Source organism: Stenotrophomonas sp. DR822, assembly GCF_019793815.1.
In the GTDB taxonomy this organism is placed as follows: domain Bacteria; phylum Pseudomonadota; class Gammaproteobacteria; order Xanthomonadales; family Xanthomonadaceae; genus Stenotrophomonas; species Stenotrophomonas indicatrix.
Genome location: NZ_CP081826.1, coordinates 1,142,642 through 1,160,040, shown reverse-complemented (window position 1 = coordinate 1,160,040; position 17,399 = coordinate 1,142,642). Strand labels below are relative to the sequence as shown.

Sequence of the window (17,399 nt, the reverse complement as noted above, 5' to 3'; positions counted from 1 at the left end):
CCGGCGAAGCAAGGAGTGAGGTGTGGCGGTAATGCAGCAAATCCAGGCCGAGGTGGATCGTTACCCGCTCGTGCTGTTCATGAAGGGCACCCCGCAATACCCCATGTGCGGCTATTCCAGCCGCGCCGTGCAGGCGCTGATGGCCGCAGGCGCCGTCGCATTGCGCACGGTCAATGTGCTGGAAGAGCCGGAGATCCGCGCCAACCTGCCGCGCTTCTCCAATCTGCCCACCTTCCCGCAGTTGTTCATCAACGGTGAGTTGATCGGCGGCTGCGACATCGTCATGGAACTGTTCGAAGCCGGCGAGCTCAAGCGCATCGTCGAAGAGGCCGCACAGGGATGAGCGCCTGGCCATCGACGTCACCGGCAGACGGGGCGCTCGATGGCCGCCCGTTGCAGGACCGTGTGGTGCTCATTGCCGGTGCGGGCGGCGGGCTCGGCAGCGCTGCCGCTGTTGCAGCCGCTGAGGCGGGGGCGACCGTGGTCCTGCTGGGGCGCAAGCCACGAAGGCTGGACCGGGTCTACGCCCAGGTACAGGCGGTTGGGCCAGAGCCCCTGCTGTACCCGTTGGACCTGGAAGGTGCCGGTCCCGACGATTATGCCGAACTGGCCCAGGCGGTGGCGCAGGAGCTGGGGCGCCTTGATGGCCTGCTGGTCTGTGCAGCGCATTTTCCCGGCCTGACCCCGTTCGAGCTGGCCGACCCGGCCAGCTTCGCCCGCGCCGTGCACGTCACCCTGACCGCTCCGGCCTGGCTGGCCCAGGCTTGCCTGCCGTTGCTGCGCCAGCGTGAAGATGCGGCACTGGTGTTCACCGTCGATGCCCCTGAGCGGGTGGGGCAGGCGTACTGGGGCGGCTACGGTGCCGCCCAGCACGGCCTGCGCGGGCTGATCGGCAGCCTGCATGACGAGCTGGCCCGCAGCCCGGTGCGGGTCAGTGGCCTGTATCCCGGCCCCTTGCGTACCGCCCTGCGTGCGCGGGCCTATTCGATCGACCAGGACCCGGCCGCATGTGGTCCGGAGGCTGCTGCTGCAGCGGCCGTAACCCTCTTGTCCGCCGCTGGGCTGGCATGGCGTGGGCAGGTGCTCGATGCGGGCAATCCGCCATCGGCGGGTGAAGGCGTTCGTAAAGCGGAATGAAGGTTCCGTCACGATAGCGTTGCGATCCGGTGCCGTTTGTCGCACAACCGTCACATTCAAGGCGTAGCGTGTTAATCTAGTGTTAACCGTTGCGGCAGCTGCCGTTCACGGTAGGGAACCCCAGATAAATGTCCAGTCAGCCACCCGCAAGGCTGCTTGGATGCGCTTTTTTCCGCCATCGCCCAACTCGCATCGAGGCTACCGAAAAATGACCCACCCACTCCGGATGTCCAAGCTTACCCTTGGTCTCGTGGCTGCGCTCGCCGCCGCTCCCGCCTTCGCCCAGAGCACCTCTGCCGGTGTCGGCGGCCAGGTCGTGTCCCGCGCCGGCCAGCCCGTCGCCGGTGCTGAAGTCACCATTACCCACACCGAGTCGGGCACCGTTTCGCGTGCCACCACCGATGCGGCGGGTCGTTACAACGCGCGCGGCCTGCGCGTGGGTGGTCCGTACTCGATCACCATCACCAAGCCGGGTGAAGGCACCAAGACCGAAGATGGCGTCTACCTGGGCGTGAACCAGACCGGCACCATCAACGCCACCCTGGCCGGTGACCTCGCCGCGACCAACCTGGACACCGTGCAGGTCACCGCTGTCGGCGGCGGCTCGGAAGTGTTCAGCGCCACCAAGATGGGTTCGGGCACCAACATCAGCCAGCAGCAGATCGAAGTTGCGCCGTCCATCGGCGGCAACATCCAGGATCTGATGCGTCTGGATCCGCGCGTGACCTTCATCGATCGCGCTTCGGGCTCGATCTCGGCCGGCGGCCAGAACCCGCGCTTCAACTCGATCAGCATCGACGGCGTCTCGGCCAGCGATACCTTCGGCCTGGAAGGCAACAACATGCCGACCCGCCGCCAGCCGGTCGCCATGGAAGCCATCGAAGCACTGGACATCAACCTGTCCAACTACGACGTCAGCATCGCTGCTGCCGCCGGCGCCACCGTCAACGCGGTGACCAAGTCGGGTACCAATGAATTCCACGGTTCGGTGTACGGCACCTACCGTGACGGTGACTGGTTCGGCGACAACCCGGAAGGCCAGCCGTTCAATGGCTTCACCAAGGAAAAGACCTACGGCATGACCGTCGGTGGTCCGATCGTCAAGGACAAGCTGTTCTTCTTCGCCAACTACGAAAAGTTCGAGCAGTCCGCTCCCGGTGCCGACCTGGCAACCACCCCGCTGGGCAAGGCCAATGGCCAGTTCAACCTGGCTGACGTGACCCGTGCGCAGCAGATCGCGCAGGGCTACGGCATCGACGCCGGTGGCATCGAAAGCAACGGCGACACCTCGATGGAAGAGTACGCGCTGAAGCTGGACTGGAACATCAGCGACAACCACCGCGCCAACATCCGCTACAGCAAGATTGACCAGAGCAAGCTGCGCATCAACGGCATGACCACGAGCTCGGCGTCGCTGAACTCGTACTGGTACCAGCACAACAAGACCAACGAGAGCTACGTCGCCCAGCTGTTCAGCGACTGGACCGACACCTTCTCCACCGAGTTCAAGGCGTCGTACCGCGAGTTCTCGGCGATCCGCGCGGTCAATACCAACGCTCCGAGCGTGCGCATCTATTTCGATGGCACCACGGCTGCGCCGTCGGGTGACTCGCTGTACCTCGGTACCGAAGTCAACTCGCAGGACAACATCCTGACCACCAAGGCGTGGAACTACTACGGTGCGGGTACCCTGACCCTGGGTAACCATGACGTCAAGTTCGGTGCGTCGTACGACACCAACGACATCTACAACTACTACGGCGCCAACTCGTGGGGCGCCTACACCTTCTACGGTCTGGACAATTTTGCTGCCGGCCGCTGGAGCACCTACGATTACGCTCCGGAGCGTACCCCGGGTTCGATCGCAGCTGATTACAAGTACAGCAACCTGGCCCTGTTCGTGCAGGATACCTGGTACGTCAACAGCAACCTGACCCTGACCCTGGGTCTGCGCGCTGACCGTCCGGACACCAGCCCGAACCCGACCTACAACGCTGCTGCGTCGAGCTTCTTCGGCTACAACAACAGCAAGGTCTTCGAAAGCAAGTTCCTGGTGCAGCCGCGCTTCGGCTTCAACTACACCTTCGACACCGAGCGCCCGACCCAGCTGCGCGGTGGCGTCGGCCTGTTCCAGGGCGATTCCCCGCAGGTGTGGCTGAGCAACAGCTACTCGGCGACCGGCTTCAACACCACCGTCTACAGCCTGCGCTCCAACGCCTACAACGCTGGTCTGAAGTTCAACGGCGACAAGGACAGCCAGCCGGTGCCGACCGGCCCGGGCTCGACCCAGCAGAACGTCAACTTCGTCGGCAACGACTTCAAGCTGCCGTCGATCTACAAGGCCAACCTGGCCTTCGACCATGAAACCCCGTGGTACGGCATCGTGGCTTCGGCCGAACTGCTGGTCACCAAGGTCAAGGACGGCCTGTTCTACCAGAACCTGAACCTGGGCCCGGTGCAGTACCAGGGGCCGGATGGTCGTGACATGTACTACGCGCAGAACAAGGTCGGTGCGTGGGCCAACGGCGACGCGCGCGTGCAGCGCAATACTGCGTACAACAACGTCTACCTGATCAACAACACCGACAAGGGCCGTACCTCGCAGTTCACCGCGTCGCTGTCCAAGCCGTGGAGCGACACCAGCGACTGGTCCTGGAACATCGGCTACACCTACACCGATGCCACCGAAGTCGGCTCGCTGACCAGCTCCACCGCCAGTTCGGGCTGGAACTACCAGTACGCCTTCGACGCCAACAGCCCGGTCGAGAACACCTCGCGCTACCAGATCCGCGATCGCCTGTCGGGCTCGCTGAACTGGAAGCACAAGTTCTTCGGTGACTACGAGACCAAGATCGGCCTGGTGTACGAAGGCCGCAGCGGCCGTCCGTACAGCTACGTCTACGCCAACGACGCCAATGGCGATGGCCGTTCGGCCAACGACCTGTTCTACGTGCCGAAGGGCCCGGGCGACGTGTTGTTCGGTAACCTGGCTGCCAATGGCCAGTTCACTGCCAACGCGCAGATGGAGAAGGATTTCTTCACCTGGCTGGCCGCCAATCCGGACCTGGCCAAGTACGCCGGCAGCGCAGCCCCGGCCAACGGCTTCCGTAGTGGCTGGATCAATACCTTCGATATCCGCATCAGCCAGCAGCTGCCGGGCTTCATGAAGGGCCACAAGTCGGAGATCTGGCTGGACGTGCAGAACGTCGGCAACATGCTGAACAAGAAGTGGGGCAACATCTACGACTACGGCTTCTTCGCCGACAGCCGCGTTGCCACCCTGCAGGGCATGTACCAGGGCAAGTACGTGTACAACTACCGTGGTGCGGACACGCCGACCGTTGCCAACGCCGACGCCGATGGCTTCGACGTGGGTGTGTCGCAGTGGTCGCTGCAGCTGGGCTTCCGCTACCAGTTCTGATGAACTGACGTAGTTGCTGTATACGGAAACGGCCGGGGAAACCCGGCCGTTTTCCGTTCAGGCGAAAGTCCTTGCGGGAGGTTGTGCATCGGCGTAGCATCCAGACACGTGCGCGGCGCAGATGCCGCCGAAGCGGTCCCGGAGCGGCGAACGCGGGACGCACCTATCCAACGGTCGGGCTTCCCGGCCGTTTTGCTTTTTAAGGGGGCGGCAGTACAGTCGGACACCTTAAAGGAAGCAGAAAAGTGGATATGACAACGAATGAAAAGGCAGCGCGGACGCTGCCGGTGCAGGACGCGCGGATCTACCCGCGTGGTGGCCTGGATGTGCTGTCGCGGGCCGAGGTTGCGCGCCTGCGCGACGCCTCCAGTGGTGGCATGCACGAGCTGCTGCGCCGCTGCGCGCTGGCCGTGCTGACCAGTGGCAGTGCCTCCGATGATCCGCGCGCCGCGCGCGATCTTTACCCCGATTTCGACATCCAGGTCGCACAGCAGGATCGCGGCGTGCGCATCGACCTGGCCAATGCGCCGGCGATGGCGTTCGTCGATGGCGAGATCATCCGCGGCGTGGCCGAGCTGCTGTTCGCGGTGGTCCGTGACCTGGCGTACATGGCCATCGAGATGGGCCCGGCCTACGCGGCCGAGCTGGAGTCGTCCGAGGGCATCACCAATGCGGTGTTCGGGCTGCTGCGCAATGCGCGCATCCTCAACCCGGGTGATCCGAACCTGGTGGTCTGCTGGGGCGGCCACTCGATTTCGCGCGACGAGTACCTGTATACCAAGCAGGTCGGTTACGAGCTGGGCCTGCGTGGCCTGGACATCTGCACAGGCTGTGGCCCGGGCGCGATGAAGGGCCCGATGAAGGGCGCCACCATCGCCCACGCCAAGCAGCGCCGGACCGTGACGCGCTACATCGGCCTGACCGAGCCGGGCATCATCGCCGCCGAGTCGCCGAACCCGATCGTCAACCACCTGGTGATCATGCCGGACATCGAGAAGCGCCTCGAGGCCTTCGTCCGCATCGGCCACGGCATCATCGTGTTCGCCGGTGGCGTGGGTACCGCCGAAGAGATCCTGTACCTGCTCGGCATCCTGCTGCGCGAGGAGAACAAGGACCTGCCGTTCCCGCTGATCCTGACCGGCCCGACCGTGGCCGCGCCGTATTTCGAGCAGATCGACCGCTTCATCCGCCTGACCCTGGGCGACGCCGCGGCCGAGCGCTACGAAATCGTCATCGGCGACCCGGTGGCGGTGGCCAGGAAGATGTCGGCCGGCATCAAGCGCGTGCGCGAGCATCGCCTGGCGCAGAAGGATTCGTTCTTCTTCAACTGGTCCATCGAGATTCCGTGGGAATACCAGCAGCCGTTCGTGCCGACCCACGAAGCGATGGCGGCGCTGGACCTGCACCACGGGCGTGCGCCGCACGCCCTGGCAGCCGACCTGCGTCGGGCCTTCTCGGGCATCGTGGCCGGCAACGTGAAGGAGGACGGCATGCGCCGCATCGAGGAATTCGGGCCGTTCCAGATCCATGGCGACCCCGACATGATGCAGGCCCTTGACGCGCTGCTGCGTGCCTTCGTCGAGCAGCGCCGGATGAAGATCTCCGGCGAATACCAGCCCTGCTACCAGGTGCTGGCGTAAGCGAGGCGAGGGTGGCTGGATGGCGCGGCGGGGACCGTGCCGGACCGGTGGGGGAGGGCGGGATGTCAAGTGTTTGACGCCCGTCGCCCGGATCTGACCGTTCATCCTGCCGCCGCTTGCCGGCGGCAGGCCGGTGCGCCATCGTGGCCACCAACACGCTGGGGAGCGTCCAATGTTCTTTCGCCGGTCCAATGGCTTCACGCTGGTCGAGTTGGTGGTCACCATTGCCGTGCTGGCAATTCTGGTGACCACGGCATTTCCTGCCTTCCAGGGCCTGATCCGCTCCAACCGGGTCGCCGCTGGCCACAACGAAGTGATCGGACTGGTCAATTTGGCGCGAAGCGACGCGGTGCGCAACAACCGGGGCGGTGGTGTCTGTGGCAGCAGCAACGGAACCAGCTGCGATGGCAACTGGTCGGCTGGCATGCTGGCTTTCAGTGACGCCTCCAGCAACAGTGCGACCTCGGGTAACGGCCAGTTCGACACGGGTGAGACCGTCCTGCGCTTCACCCAGGTCAGCCCCGGCATGGTCGCGACCGGCCCACAGGCATTGATCGCCTTCGACGCCCGTGGCCGCCGCCGCGCCGCCGGCGACCAGGCCATTACCCTGCGGCCGGAGAAATGCGGCAAGAACCCATTGATGAGCACGGTCACCATCAACGCCTCCGGCCAGGCCAGCAGCAGCAAGGGACCCTGTCCATGAAGAACCGTTCCCCGTTCAATGCCCGGCGCCACCAAGGTGGCTTCAGCCTGCTGGAAGTGCTGATCGCGATGGTCGTGCTGGCCTTCGGCCTGCTGGGCTTCGCCCTGCTGCAGACCATGAACGTGCGCTACGTGCAGAGCTCCAACTACCGCACCCAGGCGACCAACCTGGCGTACGACCTGACCGAGCAGATGCGCAGCAACCGCTACCAGGCCGCGTGGTACTCCACTGCAACCTTCTCCGCAGGCAGCAGGAGTGCCACCGGCGTCTGCGCCCGGCCGGTCGCTGCGGTCACCATCGCGCAGAACGTGGCCGCCTGGCAGTGCAAGGTGGTCAAGGCGCTGGGCGACAACGCTGCCGCTACGGTCACCGTCAACAACGGTGTGGCCACCGTGGCGATCACCTGGGCCGATGAGCGCTGGAACGCCAAGAGCCCGGATACGCCGACCACCTTCGCCCTGCAGACACAGCTATGACCCTTCCGCAGTCCCCACGGTTCCGGCAGGCCGGCCTGTCGCTGATCGAGTTGATGGTGTCCATGGTCATCGGCCTGCTGCTGATGCTGGGCGTCATCCAGATCTTCATTGCCTCGCAGGCCGCGTCGCGGCTGTCCGAGGGCGTGGCGCGCGCGCAGGAGAATGGTCGCTTCGCACTCGACTTCCTCGAGCGGGACATCCGCATGGCGGGCCACACCGGCTGCGTCAACGACCAGGCGCACATGACGCTGGGGCTGGGGGAGCCGCACTACAACCTCGGCGCCGCCACCGGCAGCGGCAGTCCGTTGGACTTCAGTGTGGCGGTGCAGGGGTACGAAGCACCCAATACCGGGCCGACGGCGACGCTGGCGGTGGGCAAGGGCAGCGTGCCCACTGGGCTGCCAGGGGCGATCGCCAGCCTCAATCCGGCACCGATGCCAGGAAGCGACATCCTGGTGCTGCGTTTTCTCGCCCCGGAAGGCGTGCCGGTACTCGGCGTGGCCGGCTCGAAACTGACTGTGGACGCGACCCGTTGGCAGCGCCTTACCGGCGGCGGCGTGGCGTCACCGACGCTGTTCGGCGTGGCCAACTGCGAGTCGGTTGACTTCTTCGGCGGCACCACCAGCGCCGGCACCATCACCGCGTCCGGCGTGGATCTGTCGCGTTATGCGCCGCAGCCGGAGCCTACGGTTGTCTATCGCGCTGAATCGTTGGTCTACTACATCGGCAATGGCGCCAGCGGTCCCGGTCTGCGCCGTGCACGGGCCAATTCGGCCGGCGCCTACGCCATCAACGAAGAGCTGGTGGAAGGCATCGAGAACATGCAGGTACTGTTCGGCCTGGATACCACCACCAACATCTCCACCTCGACGCCGCCGGTGGGCAACATCACCACCCTCAATACGGCCTCGGCAGTTACCACCCAGGCCAACGCGACCGGTGCCAATCAATGGCGACGGGTTGGCCAGGTACAGGTAGGGCTGATCGCCCGCAGCCCGTCTTCGGCATCGGCGTCCAAGCCGAAGGACGCCGCCGCCAAGCTGGGCGTGCTGGGGATGACCTACGACCAGGACGGTGTCACCGATGGGCGCTACCGCACTTCCTATGAAGTGAGCATCGCCTTGCGCAATCGACTGTTCGGAAACTGACCATGCGCCCTATCCCGACCGTGCGCCACCCAGGCCGTCGCCCGCCACAGTTGCCGCAGCAGCAGCGTGGCGTGGTGCTGTACGTGGCACTGATCATGCTCCTGCTGCTTGCTCTGATCGGCATCGCCGGCATGCAGGTGGCGGGCATGCAGGAAAAGATGGCCTCCAACTATCGCGCCGCCAACCGATCCTTCCAGAACTCCGAGGCGGTGGTCCGCAACGCCGAGCGCGCAGCTGAAGCGATCCTCGACCGCAAGGACCTGCCGTCGGGCAGCCTCATCAGCTCGAGCTCGATCAGCTACGACTGTGAAGATCAGTTCGACGCGATCGCCTGGGCGCAGAAGCAGACGGTTGCCTCGGTGCCCAGCGTCAACGTGCGTCGCATCGACAAGTGTGGTGGTCCCGGTGGAAATGCCATCGACGAAGGATTACCGGACGATCAGGCGACCGGCACCTACCAGATCACGGCCTTCGCCGCCGACGATCCGGCCAATCCGACCTCGTCGTCGGTGGTCGATACCATTTTCAAGCTCTGAGGACGCGGCGATGGCTACGCGTAGAACCCAATGGATGGCTGTCGGATCGGCGGTCGTGGTCGCCGGTCTGGCTGTGGTCGCCTACAACCTGACTGCCGCGCAGGCACAGGGCGTGCTGGCCCAGGCGCCGCTCAACAACCAGGTGCAGACGCCACCGGCTTTCATCATGGCGGTGGACGATTCCGGCTCGATGACCTTCCAGACCCAGTTCCCGGGCCAGGACGGCGAAGGTTGCTGGGACAGCAACCGGCAGAGCTTCTTCGACCGCAACGGCAACATCAACACCTCTGGCAGCTGCGATTACTTCTATGTCCTGCCGGGCGCCAGGATCAACAATTACTACGGTATCCCGCCGCTTGATTCGCTGGGTTTTGCGCGCTCTTCGGCGTACAACCCGACCTATTTCAATCCCGCGGTGAACTACGGGCCATGGGTTGATGGTACCGGCGCACCGTACCCGAACGCAGCATTGAATGCGACGAAAATCGATCCCCGCAATACCGACACCGTTGCACTGGCGGGTAACTACTACACCACGGCCGCCAGCAACAGTTTCCGCATGCAGAACGGCATGGTGATTCCCGCCAATACGCCGTTCCGCTATGGCAACAGCAACTACAACCTCAACTACGATTACACCTGGAACAATGGTGCGGCAACTGTCTACATGCAGTATTGGCCTGCTACGTTCTTCACCCCCTGGACCTCCGACAGCGATCCCTATCCCCAGCTGGACGGCGCGGCCAATGCGTACTCCGGGGTTGATCGCAAAAAGGTGAGCAACGCTTGCGGCAGCGGCTGTGCGCTGTGGAAGTACACGATCAAGCCGGGCAACACCGCAGCACTGCAGAATTTTGCGAACTGGTACTCGTACTATGGAAACCGCAACCGCGCGATGATCGCTGGCATGACGCGCTCCTTGGCCGACGTCAATAATCTCCGCGTGGGTTACTTCCGTATCAATCAGTACAGCAGTTACAACAGTGGCACCGACAACAACAAGCGCCTAGCCATGCGTGACATGGCGGTGCCCAACGACAAAGCGGCGCTGTACACGGATATGATCGCGCTTACCGCCAGTGGTGGTACGCCCAACCGTTTCGCCGTCGATGCGGCGGCCCTGCAGTTCACCCGCATCGATTCGGCTGCGCCGGTTCAGCTGGCCTGCCAGAAGAACGCTGTCATGCTGTTCACCGATGGCTTCAGCAACCAGGGCGGACCCAGCACCGCCGGCAACGCCGATGGCGGCATGGGCACCCCGTTCAGTGATGGCAACTCCAACACCATGGCCGACATTGTCAGCCAGTACTACAACAACCGATCTGGTCAACCGCCGTTGCGCGCGGACCTGCTGGCGGGCCAGGTTCCGGTGGTAAATGCGTGCAAGGCCGGCAACCCGGACAAGCGACTGGACTGCCAGACCAATCTGCACCTGAATTTCTACGGGGTTACCCTCGGCGCGCGTGGCAACCTGTTCAATCCCGATCTGAAACAGGACGCCTACACCGACGCCTCCGTGTACAACAACTGGCCGGCCCGTCAGGACGATGACCGCAGCACCGTCGATGATATCTGGCACGCCGCGGTCAACACCCGTGGCGAGTACATCAATGCGCGGACGCCGGAGGAAATCACCACCGCGATGCGTCGTGTCCTGTCAGCGGTGACCAGCGGCGCCTCGCCGTCCGGCGGCGTGGGCTCCAGTGGTGCGCGCATCGGTGCCGGCTCGATCTCGGTGGCTCCCAGCTATGAGATCGCCAATGAAGGTACCGACTGGTTCAGCCGCCTGACGGCCAGCACGCTGTCGGTGGACCAGAAGACGCGCGCCGTGATCGCCACGCCGATATGGGAGGCCAGTGCACAGCTGCCAGCGCCCACGTCGCGCTCTGTGTATTTCACCAAGAACGGTGCTACGAGCAAGTTCAGCGGTGCGAACGTCACTCTGGACGACCTGTGCACCAAGCCCGCCACGCTGTATCCGGGTATGTCCCGTTGCAACAAGGCCGAGCTGGAGAAGCTGGGTGCCAACGCTGCTTCGGCGGTGAACTATCTGCTGGGCGACACCAGCGGCGAAAAGCGCAGCGGTGGCGCGCTGCGCGATCGCACCACGCGGCTGGGTGACATCGTGACCTCCAGCCCGGTGGTCAGCGCGCCGATCGACGACTACGGCTACCGGCGCTTCAGCGGCGACCTGGGTACCAGCTACGGGCTGTATCTGGATGGCAAGGCCAAGTCGGCCAAGTACATGGTCTACGTGGGGGCCAACGATGGCATGCTGCATGCTTTCAATGGTGGCATCAACGCCAAGGGCGAGGTTCTAGGCGGTGGTGGTAGTGAGGACTTCGCTTATATCCCGGCCACCGCGCTGGGGCACATGGGCAACCTGCTGTTCCCCTACAACTCGACCGATCTGAACGATCAGAAATTCGACCATCGCTACTACGTCGATGGCCAGATCGCGGTGGGCGATAGCTACTATGGACGCAACTGGCATACCACCCTGGTCGGCGCAGCCGGCGCAGGCGGACGCAGCGTTTTCGCGCTCGACGTGACGGCGGGAAACACTTTTGGTGCCGGCAGCAAGTTGTGGGAAATCAGTGATCTGGACAGCAGCCTGCCGTTAGCTGTGCGCAATAACATCGGTCACGTGCTGGGCAAGCCGGTGATCGTGCCGGTGCTGGAGAACGGCGCGCCGGTGTGGAAAGCGATCTTCGGCAATGGCTTCAACAGTGCCAACCAGAAGGCGGTGCTGTTCATGGTCGACATCGGCACCGGTACGCCGCGGGTGACCATGATCGAAGCGGTGGAAGCGGCGGCCCCGGCGGGCAACAATGGGCTGGGCAGTATCGTGGTGGTTGACCGCTGGGGCGGCAGCAAGCAGAACGAACGTCGTCGTGATGGTTATTCCGATACCGTCTACGGCACCGACCAGAAGGGCGCAGTCTGGAAGTTCGATCTGCGTGATACCTCCAGCGGCCTGACCACGCCGCTGTTCACTACGCGCTCCTACACCGAAGGTGGTCGCACCCTGCGCCAGCCGATCACCGGCGGCATCACCGCAGGCAATGGTGCCACCGGCGGCGTGATGCTGTACTTCGGCAGTGGCAGCTTCTCCTTCGTCGGTGATCCGACCGATACTTCGTTGCAGAGCCTGTACGCAGTCAATGACACGGTGAACGGTCCGGTCACCGGCACGCTGACCCGCGCCAGCCTGACATCAGGTGCGGTCAGTACCACCGGTGATCAGCGCATGCTGTCGCAGGGGACTCCACCCAGCAATGCGCGCGGCTGGTACATCGACCTGCCGGCCGGCGAACGCTTCGTCGGCAACCCGACCCTCTCCAATGGCATCGTCTACATGCCGACCTATGTGCCCATGGTGGGAAGCACAGGCTGCGCTTCATCGGGCAACAACTGGTTGTTCGGCCTGCAGGCATTGACCGGCAGCGGTGCGCTGGGCCGTGCGACGATCAATTCACCGGACGGTGTGCAGGTGGCATCCGGTACGGCGGCGCTGAAAATCAATTCGACCGGCGCCAGCGGCGGTGTGGTGCGTGACATCAAGGCCGGTGCGTTGTCGCGTGACACGCCACCGAACATGGTGCCGGGCACGCCCGGGGGAGAAAATCCACCCGCGCCGCCGACCCCGGCCTGCGTGCAGCCAATCAACAAGGGCGATGAAACGCTCTACGTTCCCTATCCGTGCGGCCGCCAATCGTGGAGACAGATCCAGTGAGCAAGCCCTCCTTTTCCCCTCGCTCGCTGCGCTCGTCTGCCCAGGGCTTCACCCTGATCGAACTGATGATCGTGGTCATCGTCGTCGGCATCCTGGCCGCTGTGGCCTATCCCAACTACTCCGAGCACGTGCGCAAGTCGCGCCGTGCAGCGGCAAAGGCGGAAATGGTGGAGTATGCGCAGCGCGCCGAGCGTCACCACACGCTGAACAACAGCTACGCCTCGTTCACCTTCAGTGAAACCAACAGCACCAAGATAAATTCGCCCCGTGAGGGTGGGGCCACGATGTATGCGGTAACCATCGTGCCGACCGCCACGGCCTACACCATTACGGCAGTGCCGCAGGGCAACCAGGCCAAGGACAAGTGCGGCACGCTGACCCTCAACCAGGCGGGCGTGAAGACCCCGGCCAACTCCGGTAGCCTGACCTGCTGGTGAGTGGTTTCAACGGAGGCTTGCATCGTCGCGGATGAGCATCTAGAATGCGCCTCCCCGCCCGAATAGCTCAGCCGGTTAGAGCACTTGACTGTTAATCAGGGGGTCGTTGGTTCGAGTCCAACTTCGGGCGCCAGATCCTGCAGAAGCCGCGAGAAATCGCGGCTTCTGCTTTTCTGCGTCAGCGCCGCCTCAGCTCAGAATGGGCAAGGGGCCCGGCTTCGTTGGCGGGCCGAGCGGGTACGGCCGACGTTGTTGACGATCACCGAGCTGTGCAGCTCCGCTCCCACGCAGATGCTTACCGTCAGTGTGTTGCCGCCACTACGCCCGTCGCCCTGGAATCGCAGGTACTTGCGGCCTTCAGTGCTGTCGACGCGTATCCGCGGAGATCTGGTTCCGCCCATGAACTGACGCGGGCTTGCCTCTTCGGCCGCGTTGGGTGATCGGTCCGCCAGGATCAACCAGCCGCGGGCCCAGTCGGCATCACAGCCGGTTCCATCGAGGCTTGGACAAACGGTGACCGCACGGCGATGGGTGATGGCCATGGCGCGGGCGGTGTTGAACATCGATACCAGCCGCATGCGAGTGGTGTCCGCTCGGCTGCGTTCCAAGGGCTGTACCAGCGCAGGCAATGCCATGGCGACGAGTATTGCCAGCAACGCCACGGCGGCGGCGAACTCGACAAGGGTGAGGCCCGGAAGATGCCTGTGGCAGGGGGGCGGGAAAGGCATGGGATGCGCTCCAGTGGGGGAGGTCCCAACCTGCGCCTCGATACCCGGTTGCAACCATCAGCCTGACCCCCACCTTTGAGAGGGGCTTTCCCTCAGCCGACCGTCACCGGACGCCCTCTATACTTATCTCCCCCGAGACCTGGCAACACCATGAGCGACAGTTTTCAACTTGTCTCGCCGTATTCGCCGGCGGGAGACCAGCCCGATGCCATCGCCAAGCTGACCAGCAATTTCGAGGCTGGCGTCGCCAAGCAGACCCTGCTCGGCGTCACCGGCTCGGGCAAGACCTACACCATCGCCAACGTCATCCAGCAGGTGCAGAAGCCGACGCTGATCATGGCGCCGAACAAGACCCTGGCAGCGCAGCTGTACGGTGAGTTCAAGGCGTTCTTCCCGCACAACGCGGTGGAGTACTTCGTCAGCTATTACGATTACTACCAGCCGGAAGCCTACGTGCCGTCGTCGGACACCTTCATCGAGAAGGACAGTTCGATCAACGAGCACATCGAACAGATGCGGCTGGCGGCGACCAAGACCCTGCTGTCGCGACCGGATGCGATCGTGGTGGCGACCGTGTCGGCCATCTACGGCCTGGGTGCGCCGGAAGACTACCTCTCGCTGCGCCTGATCCTGTCCAAGGGCGAGCGCATCGACCAGCGCGACCTGATCAATCACCTGACCCAGCTGCAGTACACGCGCAACGAATACGAGCTGCAGCGCGGCACCTTCCGCGTGCGTGGTGAAGTGATCGACGTGTTCCCGGCGGAATCGGACAGTGAGGCCCTGCGCATCGAACTGTTCGATGGCGAGGTGGAAAAGATCACGATGTTCGATCCGCTCACCGGCGAGACCATGCGCAACCTCATGCGCTTCACCGTGTACCCGAAGACCCACTATGCGACCACGCGTGAACGGGTGCTGGCGGCGGTGGAGACCATCAAGGTCGAGCTGAAGGAGCGGTTGGAGCAGCTGTATGCACAAAACAAGGTGGTTGAGGCGCAGCGCCTGGCCCAGCGCACCCAGTTCGACCTCGAGATGATGGCCGAAGTGGGGTTCTGCAACGGCATCGAGAACTACTCGCGGCATTTGACCGGCAAGAACGCGGGCGAGCCGCCACCGACCCTGTTCGATTATCTGCCGGCTGATGCGCTGCTGGTGATCGACGAATCGCACGTGACCATTCCGCAGATCGGTGCCATGTTCAAGGGTGACCGGTCGCGCAAGGAAACCCTGGTCGAGTTCGGCTTCCGCCTGCCGTCGGCACTGGACAACCGTCCGCTGCGCTTCGAGGAGTGGGAGGCGCGCTGCCCGCGCAGCATCTATGTGTCGGCGACACCGGGTCCGTATGAGTTCCGCGAGGCTGGAGAGGACATGGCCGAGCTGGTCGTGCGCCCGACCGGCCTGATCGACCCCGTGGTGGAGATCCGCCCGGTCGGCACCCAGGTCGATGACCTGATGAGCGAGGCCAACGAGCGGATCAAGGCCGGTGACCGCGTGCTGGTCACCACCCTGACCAAGCGCATGGCCGAAAACCTCACCGAGTACCTGACCGAGCACGGCATCCGCGTGCGCTACCTGCACTCGGACATCGATACCGTTGAACGCGTGGAGATCATCCGTGACCTGCGTCTGGGCAAGTTCGATGTGCTGGTCGGCATCAACCTGTTGCGCGAGGGGCTCGACATGCCCGAGGTCTCGCTGGTGGCGATCCTGGATGCGGACAAGGAAGGCTTCCTGCGCTCGACCGGTTCGTTGATCCAGACCATCGGCCGTGCGGCCCGCAACGTGCGCGGCAAGGCGATCCTGTATGCGGACAAGATCACCCGTTCGATGCAGGCAGCGATTGATGAAACCGACCGCCGTCGCACCAAGCAGGTCGAGTACAACCTGCAGCATGGCATCACTCCGCGCTCCGTGGCGCGGCCGATCGTCGACGTGCTGGAGGGGGCGCGCTCGGACGCGGCCGAGAAGGAGTCCCGCAAGGGCAAGGGCAAAGGCCGTTCCGGGGTGGCTGAGGACACGGTCGACTACCGTTCGCTCAGTCCGGCGCAGCTGGCCGCTCGCCTCAAGGCCCTGGAGCAGCGGATGTACCAGCATGCCAAGGACCTGGAATTCGAGGATGCCGCCCGGGTGCGCGACCAGATCAGGCAGCTGAAGGAAGCCAGCCTGGGCTGAACGCGGTAAAGCGGCTTTTCTTCACAAAAGTATTGCGCTTGCCGGTCGTCGTCCGTATTATACGCGGCCTGCACCGACGCAATGGCGGCGCTGCAGAAGCAACAAACGGGCGGTTAGCTCAGCGGTAGAGCACTACCTTGACATGGTAGGGGTCACAGGTTCGAACCCTGTACCGCCCACCACGAAGTCCCCCCGGGGGCTGTCGTGAGCATGAAAAGCCCGGCCCTGGCGCCGGGTTTTTACGTAGAAGCACCAGCCTGCGGGCTGCACGGAATATTTGGGCGGTTAGCTCAGCGGTAGAGCACTACCTTGACATGGTAGGGGTCACAGGTTCGAACCCTGTACCGCCCACCACCGGTTCCCGGCATGGCCGGAGCAGCGGTGGACACGATGAAAGCCGGCCCTGGGCCGGTTTTTTTGTGCCTGCGATCCGCGCTCGTTCCAGCCTGGCCGGCTTGCTGCCACCGTCAACCGCGTTGCTCGACGCTGGCGCTGCGCTGCAGCTGCCAACGGCCATCCACGCGTTGCCACAGTTGCAGCAGTCCCCGGGTGTGCGACTGCCCACGTTGTACATCGTGCACATCACCGTGCACGCGAGCGTGGGCCACCTCGAGTACGCGATCAGCACTCAGGCGCAGGATTCGCACGCTCTGGCTGTGCGTCTGGCCGTACGTGGCAGGCGCGCGGACGGCATGCTGGGCGTCGGCCTGCAGGATCTGCATCCGAAGTGAATCGCTTCCAATGCTGTCGTCGCGGTTGCATAGACCGGCCATCAACAGCAGCAGGGCAAGCATCGGCATGGCACGGTGCTCCGGAGAAGGGAGCCCAGCGTTGCACTGCGGCCCGCGCTGTGAAACCGGCATGCGACGAAAACCGGAAAAGCGCGTGCCAACCAGAGCCAGCAAGGATGAATCCGTGCCCGGCCGGGGCGGCGGCAGAACACGATCATGAAAAAGGGCCGGGCCACCCGTGAAGGCAGTCCGGCCCGTTTTGCCTGTAGGTGACCCTCTTTGGCCGGGAAGCCTGGGCTCAGGTCACGACATGGCTGGAACCATCAGGCGGGCTCAGAGCGGATCGCAGCACAGGCGAGGGCCGGACCAATGCCCTGAGCCGCCATACGGACAACCCGGGGTGAATTCACAGCCCGGTGCGAACCCGGCCTTGGCCGGAGTGGCGAAGGCCTGCGCGGCACCGAATGACATGGCGGCCACCACGACGAGGCCGGCAATGGACGAGAACAGCTTCTTCTTTCCGATCATGTG

Annotated in this window: 14 protein-coding genes and 3 tRNA genes; 14 read left to right on the top strand and 3 right to left on the bottom strand. The window is 64.1% G+C overall.

Going from position 1 to position 17,399, the window contains the following annotated elements:
• Positions 1-22: 22 nt before the first annotated feature.
• The 11 genes from grxD (at position 23) to K5K93_RS05335 (ending at position 13,367) form a co-directional block, all read left to right on the top strand.
• Entirely contained in the window at positions 23-343 is a 321-nt protein-coding gene (grxD, locus tag K5K93_RS05385) for a Grx4 family monothiol glutaredoxin (RefSeq protein WP_025875264.1), read from the top strand.
• A complete protein-coding gene (locus K5K93_RS05380) occupies positions 340-1,137 on the top strand; it encodes an SDR family NAD(P)-dependent oxidoreductase (RefSeq protein WP_093817828.1) in 798 nt (265 codons plus the stop codon). Before grxD ends, K5K93_RS05380 begins: the two co-directional genes overlap by 4 nt.
• A gap of 226 nt (positions 1,138-1,363) precedes the next feature.
• Entirely contained in the window at positions 1,364-4,558 is a 3,195-nt protein-coding gene (locus tag K5K93_RS05375) for a carboxypeptidase regulatory-like domain-containing protein (RefSeq protein WP_222390992.1), read from the top strand.
• A gap of 251 nt (positions 4,559-4,809) precedes the next feature.
• Positions 4,810-6,198, top strand: coding sequence for a nucleotide 5'-monophosphate nucleosidase PpnN (ppnN, locus tag K5K93_RS05370; RefSeq protein ID WP_222390036.1), 1,389 nt, complete (start codon positions 4,810-4,812; stop codon positions 6,196-6,198).
• Positions 6,199-6,370: 172 nt separating this feature from the next.
• Positions 6,371-6,901, top strand: coding sequence for a GspH/FimT family pseudopilin (locus K5K93_RS05365; RefSeq protein ID WP_222390991.1), 531 nt, complete (start codon positions 6,371-6,373; stop codon positions 6,899-6,901).
• Positions 6,898-7,377 (top strand): type IV pilus modification protein PilV, encoded by a 480-nt coding sequence (gene pilV, locus K5K93_RS05360; RefSeq protein ID WP_222390035.1) that lies wholly within the window; start codon positions 6,898-6,900, stop codon positions 7,375-7,377. The genes K5K93_RS05365 and pilV overlap by 4 nt, the downstream gene beginning before the upstream one ends.
• Positions 7,374-8,525: a PilW family protein gene (locus tag K5K93_RS05355; RefSeq protein ID WP_105163801.1), complete on the top strand. Its 1,152-nt coding sequence runs from the start codon at positions 7,374-7,376 to the stop codon at positions 8,523-8,525. Before pilV ends, K5K93_RS05355 begins: the two co-directional genes overlap by 4 nt.
• Before the next feature lie 2 nt (positions 8,526-8,527).
• Positions 8,528-9,061 carry a PilX N-terminal domain-containing pilus assembly protein gene (locus tag K5K93_RS05350; protein ID WP_164280331.1) on the top strand — a complete coding sequence of 178 codons (534 nt, stop codon included), beginning with the start codon at positions 8,528-8,530 and terminating at the stop codon, positions 9,059-9,061.
• 34 nt (positions 9,062-9,095) lie between these two features.
• Positions 9,096-12,797, top strand: coding sequence for a PilC/PilY family type IV pilus protein (locus tag K5K93_RS05345; protein ID WP_261311933.1), 3,702 nt, complete (start codon positions 9,096-9,098; stop codon positions 12,795-12,797).
• Between the two features lie 65 nt (positions 12,798-12,862).
• Positions 12,863-13,234 carry a type IV pilin protein gene (locus tag K5K93_RS05340; protein ID WP_105164961.1) on the top strand — a complete coding sequence of 124 codons (372 nt, stop codon included), beginning with the start codon at positions 12,863-12,865 and terminating at the stop codon, positions 13,232-13,234.
• Between the two features lie 56 nt (positions 13,235-13,290).
• Positions 13,291-13,367 (top strand) — tRNA-Asn (locus K5K93_RS05335).
• 61 nt (positions 13,368-13,428) lie between these two features.
• Here the strand turns inward: K5K93_RS05335 and K5K93_RS05330 are convergent.
• Positions 13,429-13,962 carry a GspH/FimT family pseudopilin gene (locus K5K93_RS05330; protein ID WP_222390033.1) on the bottom strand — a complete coding sequence of 178 codons (534 nt, stop codon included), beginning with the start codon at positions 13,960-13,962 and terminating at the stop codon, positions 13,429-13,431.
• Between the two features lie 150 nt (positions 13,963-14,112).
• On the opposite strand from K5K93_RS05330, the gene uvrB reads away from it, so the two are divergent.
• From uvrB to K5K93_RS05315, 3 genes are all read left to right on the top strand, one after another.
• Entirely contained in the window at positions 14,113-16,137 is a 2,025-nt protein-coding gene (gene uvrB / locus K5K93_RS05325) for an excinuclease ABC subunit UvrB (RefSeq protein WP_222390032.1), read from the top strand.
• Between the two features lie 107 nt (positions 16,138-16,244).
• Positions 16,245-16,319: transfer RNA gene (locus K5K93_RS05320), tRNA-Val, on the top strand.
• A gap of 97 nt (positions 16,320-16,416) precedes the next feature.
• Positions 16,417-16,491 (top strand) — tRNA-Val (locus K5K93_RS05315).
• 113 nt (positions 16,492-16,604) lie between these two features.
• Here K5K93_RS05315 and K5K93_RS05310 read toward each other — a convergent pair.
• Together K5K93_RS05310 and K5K93_RS05305 are read right to left on the bottom strand one after the other, a co-directional pair.
• Entirely contained in the window at positions 16,605-16,937 is a 333-nt protein-coding gene (locus K5K93_RS05310; protein WP_222390031.1) for a hypothetical protein, read from the bottom strand.
• A 264-nt stretch (positions 16,938-17,201) separates the two neighbouring features.
• On the bottom strand, positions 17,202-17,396 hold the full coding sequence (locus K5K93_RS05305; RefSeq protein ID WP_032975716.1) for a hypothetical protein: 195 nt from the start codon (positions 17,394-17,396) through the stop codon (positions 17,202-17,204).
• Positions 17,397-17,399 lie beyond the last annotated feature (3 nt).

Coding starts and splice junctions, on each gene's coding strand:
- K5K93_RS05380 (WP_093817828.1), top strand. CDS start 340: ATGAGCGCCTGGCCATCGACGTCACCGGCAGACGGGGCGCTCGATGGC.
- K5K93_RS05375 (WP_222390992.1), top strand. CDS start 1,364: ATGTCCAAGCTTACCCTTGGTCTCGTGGCTGCGCTCGCCGCCGCTCCC.
- ppnN (WP_222390036.1), top strand. CDS start 4,810: ATGACAACGAATGAAAAGGCAGCGCGGACGCTGCCGGTGCAGGACGCG.
- K5K93_RS05365 (WP_222390991.1), top strand. CDS start 6,371: ATGTTCTTTCGCCGGTCCAATGGCTTCACGCTGGTCGAGTTGGTGGTC.
- pilV (WP_222390035.1), top strand. CDS start 6,898: ATGAAGAACCGTTCCCCGTTCAATGCCCGGCGCCACCAAGGTGGCTTC.
- K5K93_RS05355 (WP_105163801.1), top strand. CDS start 7,374: ATGACCCTTCCGCAGTCCCCACGGTTCCGGCAGGCCGGCCTGTCGCTG.
- K5K93_RS05350 (WP_164280331.1), top strand. CDS start 8,528: ATGCGCCCTATCCCGACCGTGCGCCACCCAGGCCGTCGCCCGCCACAG.
- K5K93_RS05345 (WP_261311933.1), top strand. CDS start 9,096: ATGGCTGTCGGATCGGCGGTCGTGGTCGCCGGTCTGGCTGTGGTCGCC.
- K5K93_RS05340 (WP_105164961.1), top strand. CDS start 12,863: ATGATCGTGGTCATCGTCGTCGGCATCCTGGCCGCTGTGGCCTATCCC.
- K5K93_RS05330 (WP_222390033.1), bottom strand. CDS start 13,962: ATGCCTTTCCCGCCCCCCTGCCACAGGCATCTTCCGGGCCTCACCCTT.
- uvrB (WP_222390032.1), top strand. CDS start 14,113: ATGAGCGACAGTTTTCAACTTGTCTCGCCGTATTCGCCGGCGGGAGAC.
- K5K93_RS05310 (WP_222390031.1), bottom strand. CDS start 16,937: ATGCCGATGCTTGCCCTGCTGCTGTTGATGGCCGGTCTATGCAACCGC.
- K5K93_RS05305 (WP_032975716.1), bottom strand. CDS start 17,396: ATGATCGGAAAGAAGAAGCTGTTCTCGTCCATTGCCGGCCTCGTCGTG.